We start from the raw sequence: 16,113 nt of genomic DNA, 5'->3' as shown, positions 1-16,113 counted from the left end.
GCACCGGCCCGGGGACCGCTCTCCGGGCGTCCCGGCCGGAGGGCGCCCGATATCGTGGACCACGCGACCGCACCCCCTGCCCCGGAAGGACACCGATGATCGAGCTGAGGACACCCCGCGAGATCGAGCAGATGCGACCGGCGGGCCGCTTCGTCGCGGACGTCCTCACGACGGTCCGCGCCGCCGCGAAGGTCGGCACGAACCTGCTCGAGCTCGACGAGGTCGCGCACCGCATGATCCGCGAGCGCGGTGCCGAGTCGTGCTACGTCGACTACCACCCGTCCTTCGGCGCGATGCCGTTCGGCAAGGTGATCTGCACGTCCGTCAACGACGCCGTCCTGCACGGACTGCCGTTCGACTACGCGCTGCGCGACGGCGACCTGCTGAGCATCGACTTCGCGGCGTCGGTGGACGGCTGGGTGTCGGACTCGGCGGTGTCCTTCGTCGTCGGTCAGGCTCGCGCGGGCGCCCTCGGCGAGGCGGACCGCAAGCTCATCGAGACGAGCGAGCGCGCGCTCGAGGCCGGGATCGCGGCGGCCCAGGCCGGCAAGAAGGTCGGCGACATCTCTGCTGCCATCGCGGACGTCGGGCACGCGGCCGGATACGAGATCAACACCGACTTCGGCGGGCACGGCGTGGGGCGGACCATGCACGGCGAGCCGCACGTACCGAACGACGGCCGCCGCAAGCGCGGGTTCCCGCTCAAGCCGGGGCTCGTCATCGCGATCGAGCCCTGGTTCCTCGAGACGACCGACGAGATCTTCACGGACCCCGACGGCTGGACCCTGCGCTCCGCCGACGGATCGCGCGGCGCGCACTCCGAGCACACGATCGCCATCACCGACGCCGGCCCCGTCATCCTGACCGCACGCGAACCCCGCGACTGACCACCCGCCGAGATCGACCTGCACGCGTCGAGATCGACCTGCCGAGGGTCGATCTCGCGACCTATGGGTCGATCTCGCGGGTCGGCGTCGCGGTGAGGCGGGCAGCTCGTGACATGAGGTCCCGTTGGTGTGCCAGGTTCGTCGCACGGCGCGCCGCCGCGCGGTAGTGCTCGACGGCGCCCGGTACGTCTCCGGCCATCTCCAGCAGGTGGGCACGGACGGCATCGACGCGGTGCAGGTCGGGCAGCCGGTCGGCGGCCGCGTCCAGCAGCGCGAGCCCGGCCTCCGGTCCGTCGACCATGGCCGCGGCGAGCGCGCGGTTGACCGTGACGACGGGGTTGCCGGTCATGGTCTCGAGCAGCCCGTACAGGGCGAGGATCTGGGGCCAGTCGGTGTCCTCGGCCCGCGAGGCGCGGTCGTGGAGCGCCGCGATCGCCGCCTGGAGCTGGTACTCCCCCACGGCGCCCGTACCGATCGCGGCGTCGAGCAGCCCGGTGCCCTCGGCGACGAGGTCGCGGTCCCACAGCGCGCGGTCCTGCTCGGCGAGCGGCACGGGCGCGCCGTCCGCGTCCGTGCGCGCGGGGCGGCGCGCGTCGAGCAGGAGCAGGAGGGCGAGCAGCCCCGAGACCTCCGGGTCTGCCGGGAGCGCACCCCGCAGCATGCGGGCGAGGCGCACCGCCTCGGCCGTGAGGTCGGCGCGCTGCGGCGCGGTCCCCGCGCTCGCGGCGTAGCCCTCGTTGAAGATCAGGTAGAGCACGCGCTGGACGCTGCGCAGCCGGGCGTCACGCTCGTCCGGCGTGGGCAGCTCGAACCTCGTGCCCGACGCCGCGATCCTGGCCTTCGCCCGGGAGATCCGTTGCGCCATGGTCGCCTCGGGGACGAGGAACGCCGCGGCGATCTCCGCCGTCGTCAGGCCGCCGACCGCGCGCAGCGTGAGCGCGATCGCCGACGCCGGGGTGAGCACCGGGTGGCAGCACAGGAACAGCAGGACGAGCGAGTCGTCCGCGTCGCCGCCGCCCGTCCCGGGCTCCAGCGGCCCGAGCGGCCCGAGCGGCTCGGCACGGGCCTCGACGGCCTCGCGAGCCGCGCGGACCTCCCGGTCGCGGCGAGCGGCCTCGCTGCGCCACCGGTCGACGAGCCGACGCTCGGCCGTGCGGACGAGCCAGGCCCTCGGGTGATCCGGGACGCCGTCGGCCGGCCAGCGCTGCGCCGCCGCGAGCAACGCCTCCTGGACGGCGTCCTCGGCGGCGCCGAAGTCGCCGGTCCGGCGGGCGAGCACGCCGAGGACCTGCGGCGCGAGGTCGCGCAGCAGGTCCTCGACGGCGGCGGGGACGTTCAGCGCTCGCCCCGGGCGGTGTCCAGGTAGCCGGCCATCTCGACCGCGTCGAGCGGCGAGTCGTCCATGACCTGCCGCACCTGGATGGGCTGCTGGGTCGGCACGCCGTCGCGACCGGGCACGGCCGAGACGAGTGCCGCGATCTCCAGCGCGCGCTCCTGCGACTCCACCTCGACGATCTGGTACCCCGCGACCCACTCCTTGAACTCCTGGAACGGACCGTCGGTCACCACGGTCGCGGCGCCGTCGGAGCGCACGACCTTCGCGAGGTCGGGTCCCGTGAGGATCTCGCCCCCGACGAGCTCGCCGCTGCGGGTCAGCTCCGCGGTCAGCGCACGGTAGTAGTCGAGGTGGGCCGTGATCTCCTCGGGCTTCCACTCGTCCATCGGCGTCTCGTCGGGGCCGGACTGGAAGTCGGTGACGAGCAGGTACCGGGTCATGATGTCTCCTCAGTTCTCGCGTGCCGCGGCTCGGCACTCACACCCCCACGACGGAGCCGACCCCGGTTTCTCGACACGGTCGAGCCGAGACCCGCGAGAGAGAACGGCACGTCGCGAGGCAGGACGCCGCGAGCTCTGTCTCGCGACGGGCGGTTCTATCTCGCGGTGACGAGGCTGCGCAGGACGGCGGCGGCGCCGTCGTCGGCGATGCTGCCCGTGACCTCGTCCGCCGCCGCCTGGACCGCGGCGTCGGCGTGGCCCATCGCGACGCCGCGGGCGGCCCACTCCAGCATCTCGACGTCGTTGTGCCCGTCGCCGATCGCCACGGTGCGGTGCGGCTGGACGTGCAGCGCGCGGCGCACCTGCTCGAGCGCGGTGGCCTTGGTGACGCCCAGCGGCGCGAGGTCCATCCACGCCGTCCACCCGACGGCGTACGTGACGTCGTCGAGCCCGAGGTGCTCGACGAGCTCGTGGAAGTCCGCGCTCGTGGACTCCGGCGCACGGACCACGACGCGAGTCACCTCGTGCGTCCACAGCTCGTCGAACGGCACGACGCGCAGCGTGCCGCCGAGCTCGCCCTCCGGGAACGCCTCCGTCACGCGGAAGCCGACGCCCACCTCCTCGACGGCGTACCGCGCGTCCGGCAGGTGCTCGTGCAGCAGCCGCAGGGCCGGGCCCGGGTCGAACGTCACGACCTCCTCCACGACGTACCCGTCCGCGGCCCCCGGGTCGAGCCGGACCGTCACCGCGCCGTTCGACGCGACGACCCACCCGCGGTCGATCCCGAGGACCTCCGCGACACCGGTCATCGCCACGACCGAGCGGCCCGACGCGAGGACCACGTGGTGGCCCTGCGCGCGGAGGTCGCCGACGGCGTCCTGCACCTCCTGGGACAGCTCCTGGTCGTACGACAGGAGCGTGCCGTCGATGTCGAGCGCGACGAGCATCGGCTCCTCGTGGCCACCCGTCACGCGCGCACCGGCTCGAGCACCTCGAGGCCGCCGAGGTACGGGCGCAGGCCCTCGGGCACGCGCACCGACCCGTCGGCCTGCTGGTGGTTCTCGAGGATCGCGACGATCCAGCGCGTGGTCCCGAGCGTGCCGTTGAGCGTCGCGACGGTCCGCGTCTCGGTCTTGCCGTCGGTCTCGACGCGCTCGCGCACGTTGAGGCGCCGAGCCTGGAACGTCGTGCAGTTCGAGGTCGACGTGAGCTCGAGGTAGCGCTCCTGCGTGGGCAGCCAGGCCTCGCAGTCGAACTTGCGCGCGGCGCTCGACCCGAGGTCCCCGGCGGCGGTGTCGATCACGCGGTACGGGAGATCGACGAGCCGCAGCATCTGCTCCTCCCAGCCGAGCAGGCGCTGGTGCTCCGCCGCGGCGTCGGCCGGGTCGCAGTACGAGAACATCTCCACCTTGTGGAACTGGTGCACGCGGATGATGCCGCGCACGTCCTTGCCGTGCGAGCCGGCCTCGCGGCGGTAGCACGCGCTCCAGCCGGCGTAGCGCAGGGGTCCGTCGGACAGGTCGACGATCTCGTTCGAGCGGTAGCCCGCGAGCGCGACCTCGCTGGTCCCGACGAGGTACAGGTCGTCCTTCTCGAGGCGGTAGATCTCGTCGGCGTGCGCGCCGAGGAAACCGGTGCCGGCCATGACCTCGGGGCGCACGAGCGTCGGCGTGATGACGGGCGTGAACCCGGCCGCGAGCGCCGTGTCCATCGCCGCGTTGAGCAGCGCGAGCTCGAGCCGCGCACCGATCCCGGTGAGGTAGTAGAACCGAGCACCGGACACCTTGGCACCGCGCTCGGTGTCGATCGCGCGCAGCCCCTCCCCCAGGTCGAGATGGTCACGCGGCGTGAAGCCCTCGGTGGCGAAGTCGCGGATCGTCCCCTCGGTCCGCAGGACCACGTAGTCGTCCTCGCCCCCCGCGGGAGCGCCCTCGACGATGTTCGAGATCCGGTACAGCAGGTCCTTGATCTCGTCGTCGGCGGCGCCGGCGTCGGCCTGACGGGCCTTGACGTCGGCCGAGAGCTGCTTGGTGCGCGTGAGCAGCTCGGCCTTCTCCTCGCCCTGCGCGTGCGCCACCTGCTTGCCGAGCGACTTCTGCTCCGCCCGCAGGGTCTCGAACTCGGACAGCGCGGCACGGTGCCGCGCGTCGGCGTCGAGCGCGGCGTCCACGAGCGCCGGGTCGTCGCCACGGGTGACCTGGCTGGCACGGACGAGGTCGGGGTTGTCGCGCAGGAGGCGGAGGTCGATCACGCCGTCAGCCTAACGAACGGCGTCGGCGGACGGCGCAGGCGCCGCGACCGCGACGCCCGCACCGCTACGGTGTGCCTCATGGAGTGGGAGCTGTGGATCGGGATCGCCGCGCTGGTCGTGGCGCTCGCCGCGCTCGCCGTCGCGATCGGCCTGCACGCGCAGACGGCACGGCTGCGACGCGCGGACAACGCCCACCTGACGGACGCGGCCGAGCACGAGAAGGAGCCCGGAGAGCTCATCGCGTTCGTCGCCAACCCGTCGAAGCCCGACGTCGTCGGGCTGCGCGCGACCGTCCGCGCGGCCTTCGCGGAGGCGGCGCTCCCCGAACCCCTGTGGTTCGAGACCACGGTCGCCGACCCCGGGGTCGGCCAGACCCGCGAGGCGCTCGCGCGCGGCGCGGCTGTCGTCGTGGCCGTCGGCGGGGACGGGACGGTCCGGGCCGTCGCGGAGGCGATGGTCGGCAGCGGCCGCACGATGGCACTCGTCCCGCTGGGGACGGGCAACCTGCTCGCGCGCAACCTCGACCTCCCGGTCTCGGACCCCGCCGGCGCGCTCCGGGTCGTCATCGCCGGGTCGGACCGACCGGTCGACGTCGGGTGGGTGCAGGTCCTCGAGTACGCGCCGGGCGGTGCGGACGGTGCGGGCGGTGCGTCCGACGACGCCCCCGACGTCGCCTTCGACGCGCTCCCCCGCGACACGGGCGTGGAGCACATCTTCCTGGTGATCGCAGGCCTCGGGTTCGACGCCGCGATGGTCGCCGACACCGACGCCAGGCTCAAGGCGAAGGTCGGGTGGATGGCCTACTTCGTCTCGGGCATGCGCCACCTGCACGGGCGGCGCATGCGCGCGCGGATCCGGATCGACGACGCGGAGCCGGTCGACGCCCGTCTGCGCACCCTGCTGATCGGCAACTGCGGCAGGCTCCCCGGGGGCATCACCCTCCTGCCCGACGCCGTCATCGACGACGGCGTCCTCGATGTCGCCGCGATCGACACGCGCGGCGGCGTGGTCGGCTGGGCCCAGCTGTTCGGCGAGGTCGTGATGCAGGGACTGGGCCTGCGCAACGACATGCCGGCGAAGATCGGCCGCATCGACCACACGCGCGCGCGACGCGTGCGGGTTCGGGTCGAGGGCGGCGAGCAGGCCCAGGTGGACGGCGACATGCTCGGCTCCGCCGTCGAGCTCGAGGCCCGCGTCGACGCGGGCGCGCTCGTCGTGCGGACCGCGTGAGCGGCCCGTGCGGAGGCTGTGACCGGCCTCCGAACCGGCCGTCCTGACACCTCGCCACCGTAGGCTGGTCGCGTGACGTCCCCGGCTGCCGACCCCGCGCGCCGTCCGCGCGTTCCCGCACGTCGGGGGCGTCGGTCGACGGCTCGCACGGTCGCGCTGGCCCTCGCCCTCCTCGTCTCGTCGACCGTGCTGCCCGGTGCCCAGCCCGCCGAGGCGAGCGAGGCAGCCGAGACGGCCCTGCCACGCTCGGCGCAGTCCTCGACCGCGGGACCTGCCGCCCAGCCCGCCCCCGCCGCCAGGACCGGCACCGCGACAGGCACCGCGGTCGGCACTTCGACCGACGCGTCGCCCGTCGTCCTGGTGGCGCTCGCAGGGCTGTACTGGAGCGACGTCTCCCCGTCCGCCACGCCCACGCTGTGGCGGATGATCCGCACCGGCTCGGTCGCGTCGCTCAGCGTCGGCCGCACGAGCTGCACGGCCGACGCGTGGCTCACCCTGTCCGCCGGGCAGATGGTCTCGACGCCGTCGCCCGAGGAGGACCGGGACCCGGCCGACGTCGACCCGGAGACCGCGACGTCGGGCTGCCCGACCGTGCCCGACCCCACCACGGACGCCGCCGCGGACCTGCCCACGAGCGCGACCGTCCCCGGCTGGGAGACGTTGGTCGCGCCCCCGGACGCCACCGCGACGTCGGCGACCCATCTCCCGCCCGGGACCGTCGGGTCCCGGCTCGCGGACGCGAGCGCGTGCACGACGGCGGTCGGCCCCGGCGCCGCCCTCATGCTGGCCGACGCGGACGGGCAGGTCGACCGCTACGTGCCCGATCTCGCGGACCTCGCCGACGGGTCGCTCGCCGAGTGCGGTGTGACGGTGATCGACCAGGGCGAGCTGATCGACACGGGCACCGACCGGGGCACGAGCCTCGACGAGCTCGACGACGCGCTGCGACGCGTCGTCGACGAGGCGCCGCGCGGGTCGCGCGTCCTCGTCGCGGGGGTGTCCGCCGACCCGGTCGGCGAGCCCGGCCTGCAGGTCGTGGTGGACTGGCGCCCCGGGGACGCGAGCACGCGCTGGCTGCACTCGCCGAGCACGCAGAAGGACGGGATCGTCCAGCTCGTCGACCTCGCCGCGACCGTCGTCGCGGACGCGGGCGGCGACACGGAGGGGCTCGACGGCGCGCAGCTCAGCCTGGGCGACGACCGCCGCATGGACGTCGCCCGCACGGTCGAGAACCGTCAGTACGTCAACGTCCTGACGAGCACGATCCCCACGATCTACCCGGTGCTCGTCGGGCTGCTCGTCGCGACGCTCGTCGTCGCGCTCGGCGGTGCCCTGTGGGTCCGGCGCGCCGCCGCGCGCCGAGGAGGCCCGCCCCGCCCCGGCGCGCGCGGGACGCGGCTCGTCACAGCCGTCTCGTGCGTGGTCGCCGCCGCACCGGTGGCGGCGTCGCTCGCGAGCCTGTCGCGTTGGTGGGTGTGGAGCTCGCCGGCGGCCGCGCTCACGCTCGCGCTGGCGGTCAGCACCGTGGTCGTCGCGCTCGTCGCGTGGTTCGGTGCCCGGCTCCTGCCGCGCAGCCCGTGGGCGCTGCCCTCAGGCCTCGCGGGCGTGACGTGGCTCGTGCTCGGCGTCGACGGCGTGACCGGCACGACGCTGCAGCAGGCCTCGCTGCTCGGGACGTCCGCGGTCGTGGGCTTCACCCGGTTCTACGGGTTCAACAACGTGACGTTCGCGGTGTACGCGGTCGCCGGTCTCGTGCTGGCGGCAGGCGCGGCGTCTGCGGCGGTCGCGCGGGGGCGGACGCGGCTCGCGCCGTGGCTGGTCGTCGCGGTCGGCGCGGTCACGGTCGTGATCGACGGCTGGCCCGCGTTCGGCGCGGACTTCGGCGGGATCCTCGCCCTCGTGCCTGCGTTCGCCGTGCTGGCCCTCCTCGTCGGGCGCGTCCGCATCACCTGGCTGCGCGCCCTCGCCGTCGCGGGTGCGACGGTCGCCGTCGTCGCCGTCGTCGCCGTCGTCGACTGGCTCGCGCCCGGGGACACCTCGCACCTCGGCGGGTTCGTGCAGACGTTGGTCGACGGTGCCGCGCTCGACGTCATCGGTCGCAAGGCGGCCGGTGCGTGGACCACCGTGGCGAACCCGGCCGGCGCGGTCGCGCTCGTGCTCGTCGCGCTCGCGGCGTTCGCCGTGCTCCGGCCGGACCGCTGCCGCCTGCCCGAGGTCGCGCGCGCCTACGACCGGTGGTCGCTGCTGCGTCCGCTCGTCGTCGCGCTCGTCGTGGTCGCCGGCGTGGGGTCGGTCCTCAACGACTCCGGCGTCATCATCGGGGTCATGGTCGCGGTCGTCGCGACGGCGATGATCGTGCCGGGCTTCACCGCCGCCGCGGACCCCGCCCAGCAGCCGCGTCCGCGCGAGGCCGGCGTCCAGCGCGTCCCGACGATGGTCGTCGCCGTGGGGGGCGCCCTGATGCTGGTCGTGCTGCTCGCCGGGAGCGTCGCCGGCGGCGGGAGCGTGCGCTCGGCCACCGCCGCGACCCAGGCGGGGGCGGAGGCGGACGCGACGAATGCCGACGCCATCGCCACGGACCGACCGGTGGTCGTCATCGGCACGACCGGGTTGTCGTGGTCCGACGTCGACGAGGGCCGCACCCCGACGCTCGCCCGGCTGCTGACGGACGGCGCGGGTGCCGGTGGGCTCGCGCAACCCACCGGCGGGTCGAGCCGGTGCGCGGTCGGCGGCTGGCTCGCGCTCTCCGCGGGTCAGCTCACGGAGGTCGCGACGGATCGCACCGCCGACGGCTCGTGGGACTGCCCGACGCCGGAGGCCGTCCCGGAGGCGGACGCGGCGCGGGTGTCCGGCTGGGACGAGCTCGAGACCCTGCAGGCCGAGGCCGGCGACCGGACGCGGCTGGGTGTGCTGGGCGACGCGCTGGCGAGCGGCGGCGGCGCGGCGTGCGCGACCGCCGTCGGCCCCGGTGCGGCGGTCGCGCTGGCCGACGCCGACGGCCAGGTCGCGCGCTACCGCGACCTCGAGGTGGCGACGGGCCCCGGGGACGCGTTCGCGTGCCCCGTGACGGTGGTCGACGCGGGGGACGCGACCGCCCCGCCCCTCGACCCGACGCTGACGGTGGCCGACCCGGCCGCGGAGCGCGAAGAGCTGCGGCTCGATCGCGTCGCGTCGGTCGACGCGACGGTGGGCGCCGTGCTGGACCAGGTCCCGGCCGGGACGACGGTGCTGGTCGCCGACCTCGCCGGCACCCCCGGGACGCGGCCGGTCCTGGGCGTCGCCCTCGCCCTGCCCACGAGCGACGGGCCGGACCAGGCGCGGTACCTCACGAGCGCGGCGACGCGCACGGACGGCGTCGCGCGCGTCCTCGACGTCCCCGCCACCGTGCTCAGGGCCGCCGGCACGGACGTCCCGGAGCCGGTGCAGGACACGCCGCTCGCGTGGGGCTCGGCCCGCCCCGCCGACGCGACCTCCACGGCCGGCGCCCTCGCCGACCTCACGACGCGCGACCACGTGCGCCGGACCGTGTACTCGTGGTTCGTCGAGGGTCCCTTCTACGCGGGCCTCGCCGTCGCCGGGCTCTGCCTGCTCCTCGGCCGGTCGGCCGCCCGGGCGAGCGGGGACGACGCGCAGCGTCGCTGGGGCCGGGCCCGGTCGTGGGCGTACGGGGCCGCGCTGGTGATCGCGTCCGTCCCGGCGGCGTCCTTCCTCGTCTCGCTCGCCGGGTGGTGGCGGTTCTCGGGCCAGATGCTGGCCATGGTCCTCGCCACGGTGCTCGCCACCGCGACGGTCGCCGGGATCGGAGCGCTCGCTCCCCGCCGTCCCGCGTGGGCCGGCGCCGGGATGATCGCGGGCATCACGTTCGGTGTCCTGACGCTCGACGCGCTGATCGGCACGCCGCTCAACCGGGCGAGCCCGCTCGGCTCGGCGCCGACGTTCGGCGCCCGGTTCTACGGGTTCGGCAATCCCACGTTCTCCGTCTACGCGGTCGCCGCGCTCGTGCTCGCCGGGGTGCTCGCGCAGTGGCTCGTGGTGCGGGGACGACGCGGCCTGGCCGCGACCGTCGTCGCCGCCATCGGGGCGGTCACGATGGTCGTCGACGTGTGGCCGACCCTCGGCGCGGACCTGGGCGGCGGTCTGGTCGTGGTGCCGGCGTTCGCCGTCGTCGGGATCGTCGCGTCGGGCGCGCGCGTCACGTGGCCGCGGTTCCTGCTGGTCGGGACGGTCGGGGTCGCTGCGGTCGCCCTGGTCGGGGTCCTCGACTACCTGCGCCCGTCCGACCAGCGCTCCCACCTGGGCCGCTTCGTCGGGGAGGTCGTGGACGGGTCCGCCTGGGAGACGCTGGCCCGCAAGGCGGGCTACGCGCTGCGCTCGGTGCTGGGCGGTGTCCCCGTGTGGATCACGGTCCTCGTGCTGGTCGCGGCCGCGCTCGTGCTGTTCGCGCCGCACCGGTTCACCCCGACGTGGTTCGCGCGCACGGAGGAGGCGTGGCCGCTCGTGCGCCCGACCCTGCTCGGGCTCTGGATCGTGTGCGTCGCCGGGTCTCTCGTGAACGACTTCGGGGTCCGCATCGCGCTGGTCGCGCTCGTGCTGGCCGTCCCGCTGCTCACCGTGGCCGCGCTGGACGCGGCGGTCCCGCGCGACCGCGGCGAGCCGGACGTCGTCAGCCCGGTCGAACCTTCTCGACCGCGGAGCGCACCCGCCGCGCGTTGACCGCGACGAGCACGTCGCGGTACTGCGCAGCGCGGTGCATCTGTCCCTTGAGGTCGTTGGTCGACGCGCGGTGGCGCAGGTCGCACGGCACCTCGACCGCGACATAGCCCTTGCGCAGCAGGTCGATCGTCATGCCGGTCTCCACGCCCCAGCCGCGTGCCAGCGGTGTCGCGGCCTCGAACGCCTCCCTGGTCAGGCAGCGCATGCCCGACAACGGCTGCGTGGGCGTCCACCCCGTCATCGTGTGGACGGCGCGCCGCGCCGCGCCGACGACGATCCCCCGGCCGCCGGCACCGGGCTGGGGCGGGAGGAGGGCGATCGCGACGTCGGCGTGCCCGTCGAGCACGGGCGGGACCAGCGGCGCGGTGTTCACCGCGGTCTCCCCGAGGTCGCCGTCGATGAACAGCAGCAGCCGCGGGGCGCGGTCCGGGGCGTCGCGCATCGCGACGACGGCCGCGCCGGTCTCCATGGCCGCGGCCTTGCCCCGGTTGTGGGAGTGGCGCACGACGACGGCGCCCGCCTCGCGCGCGACGTGCTGGGTCTCGTCCTCGCTGCCGTCGTCGACCACGAGCACGAGGTCCACGTACGGGATCGCCCGGGCGGCGCGGACCGTCGCGGCGATGCGCCGCGACTCGTCCTTGGCGGGGATGATGACGCCGACGCGCTGCCGCGGTCCGCGCCCGCCCCGCGCCCCGGCGGCGGCAGGGCGCGGGGTGCGCGCACGCGTGCCGGAGGCCGTGAGGAAGGTGGGCGGCTTCTTGTCGGCCGTCCCGGTCGTCGAGTCTCGTTCCGCAGCGGGCAAAGGTGGGGTGTCCTCGTCAAGAGCCGGATGGTCGCCGTTCACGCCCCTAGCCTAATAGGGCAAAGAGTTGCCCGCAGACGACGCCGGAAACTCTCCGTACCGCGTCCCGAAATCCCCCACGGGACCCCCGCGCCTTCCGCGGGGCGATCAGCGCAGCGTGACCTGGCGCGAGACGATCCCGGCCCGCGCGCGTCGCTCGTTCGCGTCGAGCGGCTCCTCGACGGCGAGCGCCTCGGTCAGGCGGGCGTCGAGCTCGGCGAGCGGCTCCTCGAGCTCGTCCGCCTCGGTCCCGCGGGGCAGCTCCCACACCGGCACGAGCAGCCCCGAGGACCGGAACGCGCCGACGAGCTTGCCGCCGGCCAGACCGGACTCGCGACGCGCGTGGAGGCGCGAGATCGCGTCGATGAGCGCGTCCTCGGGCTCCGGGCGCGCCCAGCGCAGGAACTCGCGGGACATGCGGCACCAGTAGGCCGACGGCACGGCGTCGATCTTGACGGTCGGCACCATGGACTCCGCGGCCTGGTCGAGCGACGCCTGGACGTCGTCGGTGATCTCGGTGTCCGGGTCCAGCCAGTAGGCGAAGTCCTCGTGGACGGTCACGTCGAAGGGGACGTCGGGGTCGAGGACGTCCTGGAGGCGCGGTCCCGCGTCGGGCAGCGCGCTGGTCTCGATCGAGGTCCCGGGCTCGGCGTCGATCGCCTCGAGCAGCGCGGCCGCGAGGTCGCGGCTCGTGTCGCCGGAGCCGGCGAGGGTCTGGACGGCGAGCAGGACGGTGCCGTCCTGGCGGTGCAGCGCGGCCCAGCCGGCCGGCAGGACCGTCACGACGACGACGTCGCGCGAGCCGTGCTCGGCGGTCGTGCGGGCCGTCGCGGTGGCCGACGGGACCACCTCGCGCATCGCGACCCAGTCGGTCTCACCGGGGAGTCCCTCGAAGGGGCGCAGCACGAAGTCGGGCGTGGAGTTCTTGGCCATGCGGGCAGTCTACTGACCGTCGCCCGCAGGGTGGGATCGCGGGCCGGCGGCCGGCCTGCTGCGCGGGCGCAGGCGGACGTCCGGCAGCACCGGAGCGGGGAGCGGCCCGCCGTCGTACCCCTCGACCTCGCCGTACCGGCCCGACGACGCGTCGGCCGCGTAGCGCGTCCCGCCGTGGTGCGGGCCGTCGTCGCCCGTCACCACGAGCTGCGCCTGCCAGTCCGCGCGGGCCCGCGCGACGTCGTCGTGCGAGCGGCCCACGAAGTTCCACCACATGACCACGTCCTCGGCGAACGGCTCGCCGCCCACGAGGACGGCCCGCCCCGGGCCGTCGCCCCCCGCCTCCACCGTGAGCGTGCGCCGACCGGGGGCCAGGTACCCGAGGGACGACGGCGGGACGTCGTCGCCCTCGAGCCGCACCGCGCCGTCGTCCACGAGGAGCGCGTGCTCGAACCGTGTGTCCACGTCGAGCGTCACCCGGGCACCGGGCTCGAGGTCGAGCTGCGCGCCCACGAGCGGGGTGTACGCGGTCGCGGGCGAGCGCAGCGCCTTGCCCGCGACCGTGAGCTCGCCGAGGAAGACCTGCACGCGCGCGCCGCCGCTCGTCGCGACCGGGAGGTCCGCGTGATGCTCGAACGCGGGCGGGTCCGTGAGCCGGTCGCCGGGCAGGGCGACCCACAGCTGCACGCCGTGCAGGACGGGAGGCCGCTCACCGCGTGGCGTCTCCTCGGAGTGCGAGATCCCCCGGCCGGCGGTCATGAGGTTCAGCTCGCCCGGCCGCACGGTCTGCAGCGAGCCGACCGAATCCCGGTGGAGGATCTCCCCGGCGAACAGCCACGAGACGGTCTGCAGGCCCGTGTGCGGGTGCGGCGGGACCTGCATGCCGTCGGTGCCGTCGCCGATCGCGGGGAGCGGGTCGGGACCGTAGTGGTCGAGGAAGCACCACGCGCCCACGAGCGAGCGGGCCCGCTGCGGGATCGTGCGGCGCACCCGCATCGCGCGCGTGCCGCCCAGCGGCACGTCCCGGTGGGTCAGGACCTCGACGCGGCCCGCGTCCTCGCTCGTGGCGGCACTGCACACCCGCTCGGCCGGCCGCGTCTCGAGGTTGCTCATGTCCCGAGCGTAGACGCGTGCGAGACATGGGACGAGGCCCCTCGGAGCAGGATCCCGAGGGGCCTCGCCGTCCGCCGCGAGCCCCCCGGGCCGATGGCCCGCAGGGTGCCGCCCGACGACGAGGCAACCCGACACCTCACGCGGGAGCAGGTGGATCCCTACCCGTCTCCTGGCGGTGTCGGTCACGGTCGGCCTTCCGGGTCCGGCAGGGACCTGCGCCGTCGCGCACAGCCCGCGGTCCGTGACCGCGGAGCCCCTGCCGTTCTCCGTCGACCGTGCCCTGGCGCGCGCACCACCAGAACGGGTCCCGGCCCGACGGCAGGACTGCTCGCCCTCGCCTCGTCGCCGATCGTCGTTGCTCGTGGTGTGCCCGTGCGGGCCGATACGGTCGTTTCTAGTCCCGCCTCGGGACACCTGCAAGACCTCACACGGGTGTCATTCGCCGGGACCCGGCCTCCACAGGTCTACCCACAGGCTGTGGCGCAGGACCCCCACGTTGCCCACAGCCCTGTGGATAAATTCTGTGGACAGGCCATCGCCGCGACACGCCCGGTTCACTCTGCGTGCTACCGCGACCGCACAGCCTGCGGAGGCCGCGGTGGGCGGGTGTGGACGGACGCCGACTCCGAGAGCCGCTCGTCGAGGTCGAGCTCGTGCACCACGAAGCCGCCGTCATCGACCAGGGTTCCCGCAATCCTGCCCTGGAGCATCGCCGCGAGGCGGGCCACGAGCACCCGGACCCGCGCTCGCGCGATCACGTGCAGGCCCGTCGGGCGCTCCGCGTCGAGCTCGTCGGGGTCGAGCGGCTGCCACGTCAGCCCGTACGCGAAGGGCCCGTAGTCGCGCCAGTCCAGCGCCCCGAGCGCGACGGGCACCTCCGCCACACGCCGGATCGAGAGCTGCACCCCGCCGTCGTACGCCGTGGCGCCGGCGAGGACCGCGTCGGGTGGTCCCGAGTCGCGCGGCTCGACCGACTGGACGCGACTCGACGGCACCATGGTGCCCAGGACGCGCAGCGCGTCCTCGGGCGAGAGGGGGTGCGCGCTGTAGAGGGTGAGGTCGACGCCTGCGGCCGGCTCCGGCGTGAGCACGGCGCCGGTACCGGTGACGACCGCACCCCGGCCCCGGCGGGCGGCCGCGAGGGCCCAGCCGAGCGCGTGCAGCTCGACACCCTGCGGAAGTCCGTCCCGGAACGCCCGGGCGAGCCCGTCCCGGTCGTCGGTCCGGCCGGGCGGAGCCCCGCGCGGGGAGACGTCGTCGAGCCGGAGCGCGAACGCCTCTGCCGTCCCCGCGGGCAGGTCGAGCGCCTGCGTCTGCGGCGCCGTGAGCGAGAACGGTCCCACGAGGCGGATGCCGTCGGCCAGAACGAGCTCTCCGGGGCGGACCTCGTCGGCCGGCACCAGGCCGCGGAAGCGCGCTCCCACCATGGGCCGTGCCGCTCCACCGCCACCGGGCGGCGTGAGCCATGTCGCGGACGGGAACCACGCGCGCGCGAGCGTCTCCACGGACGTGCGCGCCACCCCCCGCGTGCGGGGCAGCGCGAGGACGTGCGTCCCGGCGTACTGCTCGGGCACGAGGCCCGCGACGACGGCTTCCATGCGCAGGAGTGTAGGACGCCCGGAATGCGTAGATGTTTCGGCCATGTCACGTCCGTAACTCGGCTGTCCTCGCCAGTTCAGGGGTGGATCGCCCTCGGGGCACTCAGGAGCCGTCCAGGGCCAAGGGTCGACGAACGTTGGTGGAGAGGCCGCCTCGAAAAGGGACTGTACGGTTTTCGGTGCAACTCCTGATCAGGTGTGATGTTCCTGAGACTTCACAAACAACCCGAGTTACACCGAAAACCGGACAGACCCCGCCACGGGCTACCGCTGATCGGTGGAGGGTTTACGGTTCACAGACGCGAGGCCTTCCAGTTCGGGGTCTGCCCCCGGTCTGGTTGACGGTCGGGGTGTGCGGTAGTCAGGCCGCTTCTGCGGCCGAGTAGATGGTCTCAAACTCGACGGGGGTCAGTCTGCCGAGGCGGCGTTGGCGGCGTCGACGGTTGTACTTGGTCTCGATCCAGGTCACGATCGCGAGGCGCAGGTCCTCGCGGGTGGCCCAGCGGCGGGTGTCCAGGACGTTCTTCTGCAACAGGGAGAAGAAGCTCTCCATGCTGGCGTTGTCGCCAGCGCCGTAGGAGCGGCCCATCGAGCCGACCAGGTCGTTGTTGGTCAGGAGGCGCTGGACCTTCTTCGCTCGGAACTGGGCGAGTTCAACGGGTCGACGCAACACCGGGCTCTTGGAGCGAGAGTAGCTGCTCGGCGAAGACCTCGGCGGGGGTCTTCCAGCCGAGGACCTTGCGGGGCCGGTCGTTGATCGCCAGGGCGACG

At 74.6% G+C, this 16,113-nt stretch carries 11 protein-coding genes and 1 pseudogene; 3 read left to right on the top strand and 9 right to left on the bottom strand.

Translation table 11 applies throughout. From position 1 onward, the window contains the following. The first annotated feature begins 95 nt into the window (after positions 1-95). Positions 96-887 carry a type I methionyl aminopeptidase gene (gene map, locus IF651_RS06265; protein ID WP_191828258.1) on the top strand — a complete coding sequence of 264 codons (792 nt, stop codon included), beginning with the start codon at positions 96-98 and terminating at the stop codon, positions 885-887. Positions 888-948: 61 nt separating this feature from the next. On the opposite strand, the gene IF651_RS06260 is transcribed toward map, so the two are convergent. The 4 genes from IF651_RS06260 to serS form a co-directional block, all read right to left on the bottom strand. Then, a complete protein-coding gene (locus tag IF651_RS06260; RefSeq protein WP_422110458.1) occupies positions 949-2,196 on the bottom strand; it encodes an RNA polymerase sigma factor in 1,248 nt (415 codons plus the stop codon). Positions 2,197-2,222: 26 nt separating this feature from the next. Further along, positions 2,223-2,663 (bottom strand): YciI family protein, encoded by a 441-nt coding sequence (locus IF651_RS06255; protein WP_191828257.1) that lies wholly within the window; start codon positions 2,661-2,663, stop codon positions 2,223-2,225. Between the two features lie 155 nt (positions 2,664-2,818). After that, entirely contained in the window at positions 2,819-3,610 is a 792-nt protein-coding gene (locus IF651_RS06250; RefSeq protein WP_191828466.1) for an HAD family hydrolase, read from the bottom strand. 20 nt (positions 3,611-3,630) lie between these two features. Then, positions 3,631-4,914, bottom strand: a complete 1,284-nt coding sequence (serS, locus tag IF651_RS06245) for a serine--tRNA ligase (RefSeq protein WP_191828256.1) — start codon at positions 4,912-4,914, stop codon at positions 3,631-3,633. Positions 4,915-4,992: 78 nt separating this feature from the next. Here serS and IF651_RS06240 point away from each other — a divergent pair, with 78 nt between their 5' ends. Continuing rightward, positions 4,993-6,144 carry a diacylglycerol/lipid kinase family protein gene (locus IF651_RS06240; protein WP_191828255.1) on the top strand — a complete coding sequence of 384 codons (1,152 nt, stop codon included), beginning with the start codon at positions 4,993-4,995 and terminating at the stop codon, positions 6,142-6,144. A gap of 72 nt (positions 6,145-6,216) precedes the next feature. Next, on the top strand, positions 6,217-10,857 hold the full coding sequence (locus IF651_RS06235) for a hypothetical protein (RefSeq protein ID WP_191828254.1): 4,641 nt from the start codon (positions 6,217-6,219) through the stop codon (positions 10,855-10,857). On the opposite strand, the gene IF651_RS06230 is transcribed toward IF651_RS06235, so the two are convergent. The 5 genes and pseudogenes from IF651_RS06230 to IF651_RS06210 form a co-directional block, all read right to left on the bottom strand. Beyond that, positions 10,808-11,701 carry a glycosyltransferase gene (locus tag IF651_RS06230; RefSeq protein ID WP_338403805.1) on the bottom strand — a complete coding sequence of 298 codons (894 nt, stop codon included), beginning with the start codon at positions 11,699-11,701 and terminating at the stop codon, positions 10,808-10,810. The two genes, IF651_RS06235 and IF651_RS06230, sit on opposite strands and share 50 nt — an antisense overlap. Positions 11,702-11,806: 105 nt before the next feature. Next, complete coding sequence (locus tag IF651_RS06225) at positions 11,807-12,631, bottom strand: DUF5926 family protein (protein WP_191828253.1); 825 nt, start codon at positions 12,629-12,631, stop codon at positions 11,807-11,809. A 9-nt stretch (positions 12,632-12,640) separates the two neighbouring features. Next, positions 12,641-13,744 (bottom strand): pirin family protein, encoded by a 1,104-nt coding sequence (locus IF651_RS06220; protein ID WP_191828252.1) that lies wholly within the window; start codon positions 13,742-13,744, stop codon positions 12,641-12,643. Between the two features lie 566 nt (positions 13,745-14,310). Then, positions 14,311-15,342 (bottom strand): hypothetical protein, encoded by a 1,032-nt coding sequence (locus IF651_RS06215; protein WP_191828251.1) that lies wholly within the window; start codon positions 15,340-15,342, stop codon positions 14,311-14,313. Between the two features lie 361 nt (positions 15,343-15,703). Next, positions 15,704-15,991 (bottom strand): annotated as a pseudogene (locus tag IF651_RS06210) (integrase core domain-containing protein); the annotation flags it as partial. Positions 15,992-16,113 lie beyond the last annotated feature (122 nt).

It is taken from the genome of Cellulosimicrobium arenosum (assembly GCF_014837295.1).
GTDB classification, from domain to species: domain Bacteria; phylum Actinomycetota; class Actinomycetes; order Actinomycetales; family Cellulomonadaceae; genus Cellulosimicrobium; species Cellulosimicrobium arenosum.
Note: the sequence above shows the minus strand (reverse complement) of the source record. Positions and strands in the feature narration are given on the sequence as shown.

Coding starts and splice junctions, on each gene's coding strand:
- map (WP_191828258.1), top strand. CDS start 96: ATGATCGAGCTGAGGACACCCCGCGAGATCGAGCAGATGCGACCGGCG.
- IF651_RS06255 (WP_191828257.1), bottom strand. CDS start 2,663: ATGACCCGGTACCTGCTCGTCACCGACTTCCAGTCCGGCCCCGACGAG.
- IF651_RS06250 (WP_191828466.1), bottom strand. CDS start 3,610: ATGCTCGTCGCGCTCGACATCGACGGCACGCTCCTGTCGTACGACCAG.
- IF651_RS06240 (WP_191828255.1), top strand. CDS start 4,993: ATGGAGTGGGAGCTGTGGATCGGGATCGCCGCGCTGGTCGTGGCGCTC.
- IF651_RS06225 (WP_191828253.1), bottom strand. CDS start 12,631: ATGGCCAAGAACTCCACGCCCGACTTCGTGCTGCGCCCCTTCGAGGGA.
- IF651_RS06220 (WP_191828252.1), bottom strand. CDS start 13,744: ATGAGCAACCTCGAGACGCGGCCGGCCGAGCGGGTGTGCAGTGCCGCC.
- IF651_RS06215 (WP_191828251.1), bottom strand. CDS start 15,342: ATGGAAGCCGTCGTCGCGGGCCTCGTGCCCGAGCAGTACGCCGGGACG.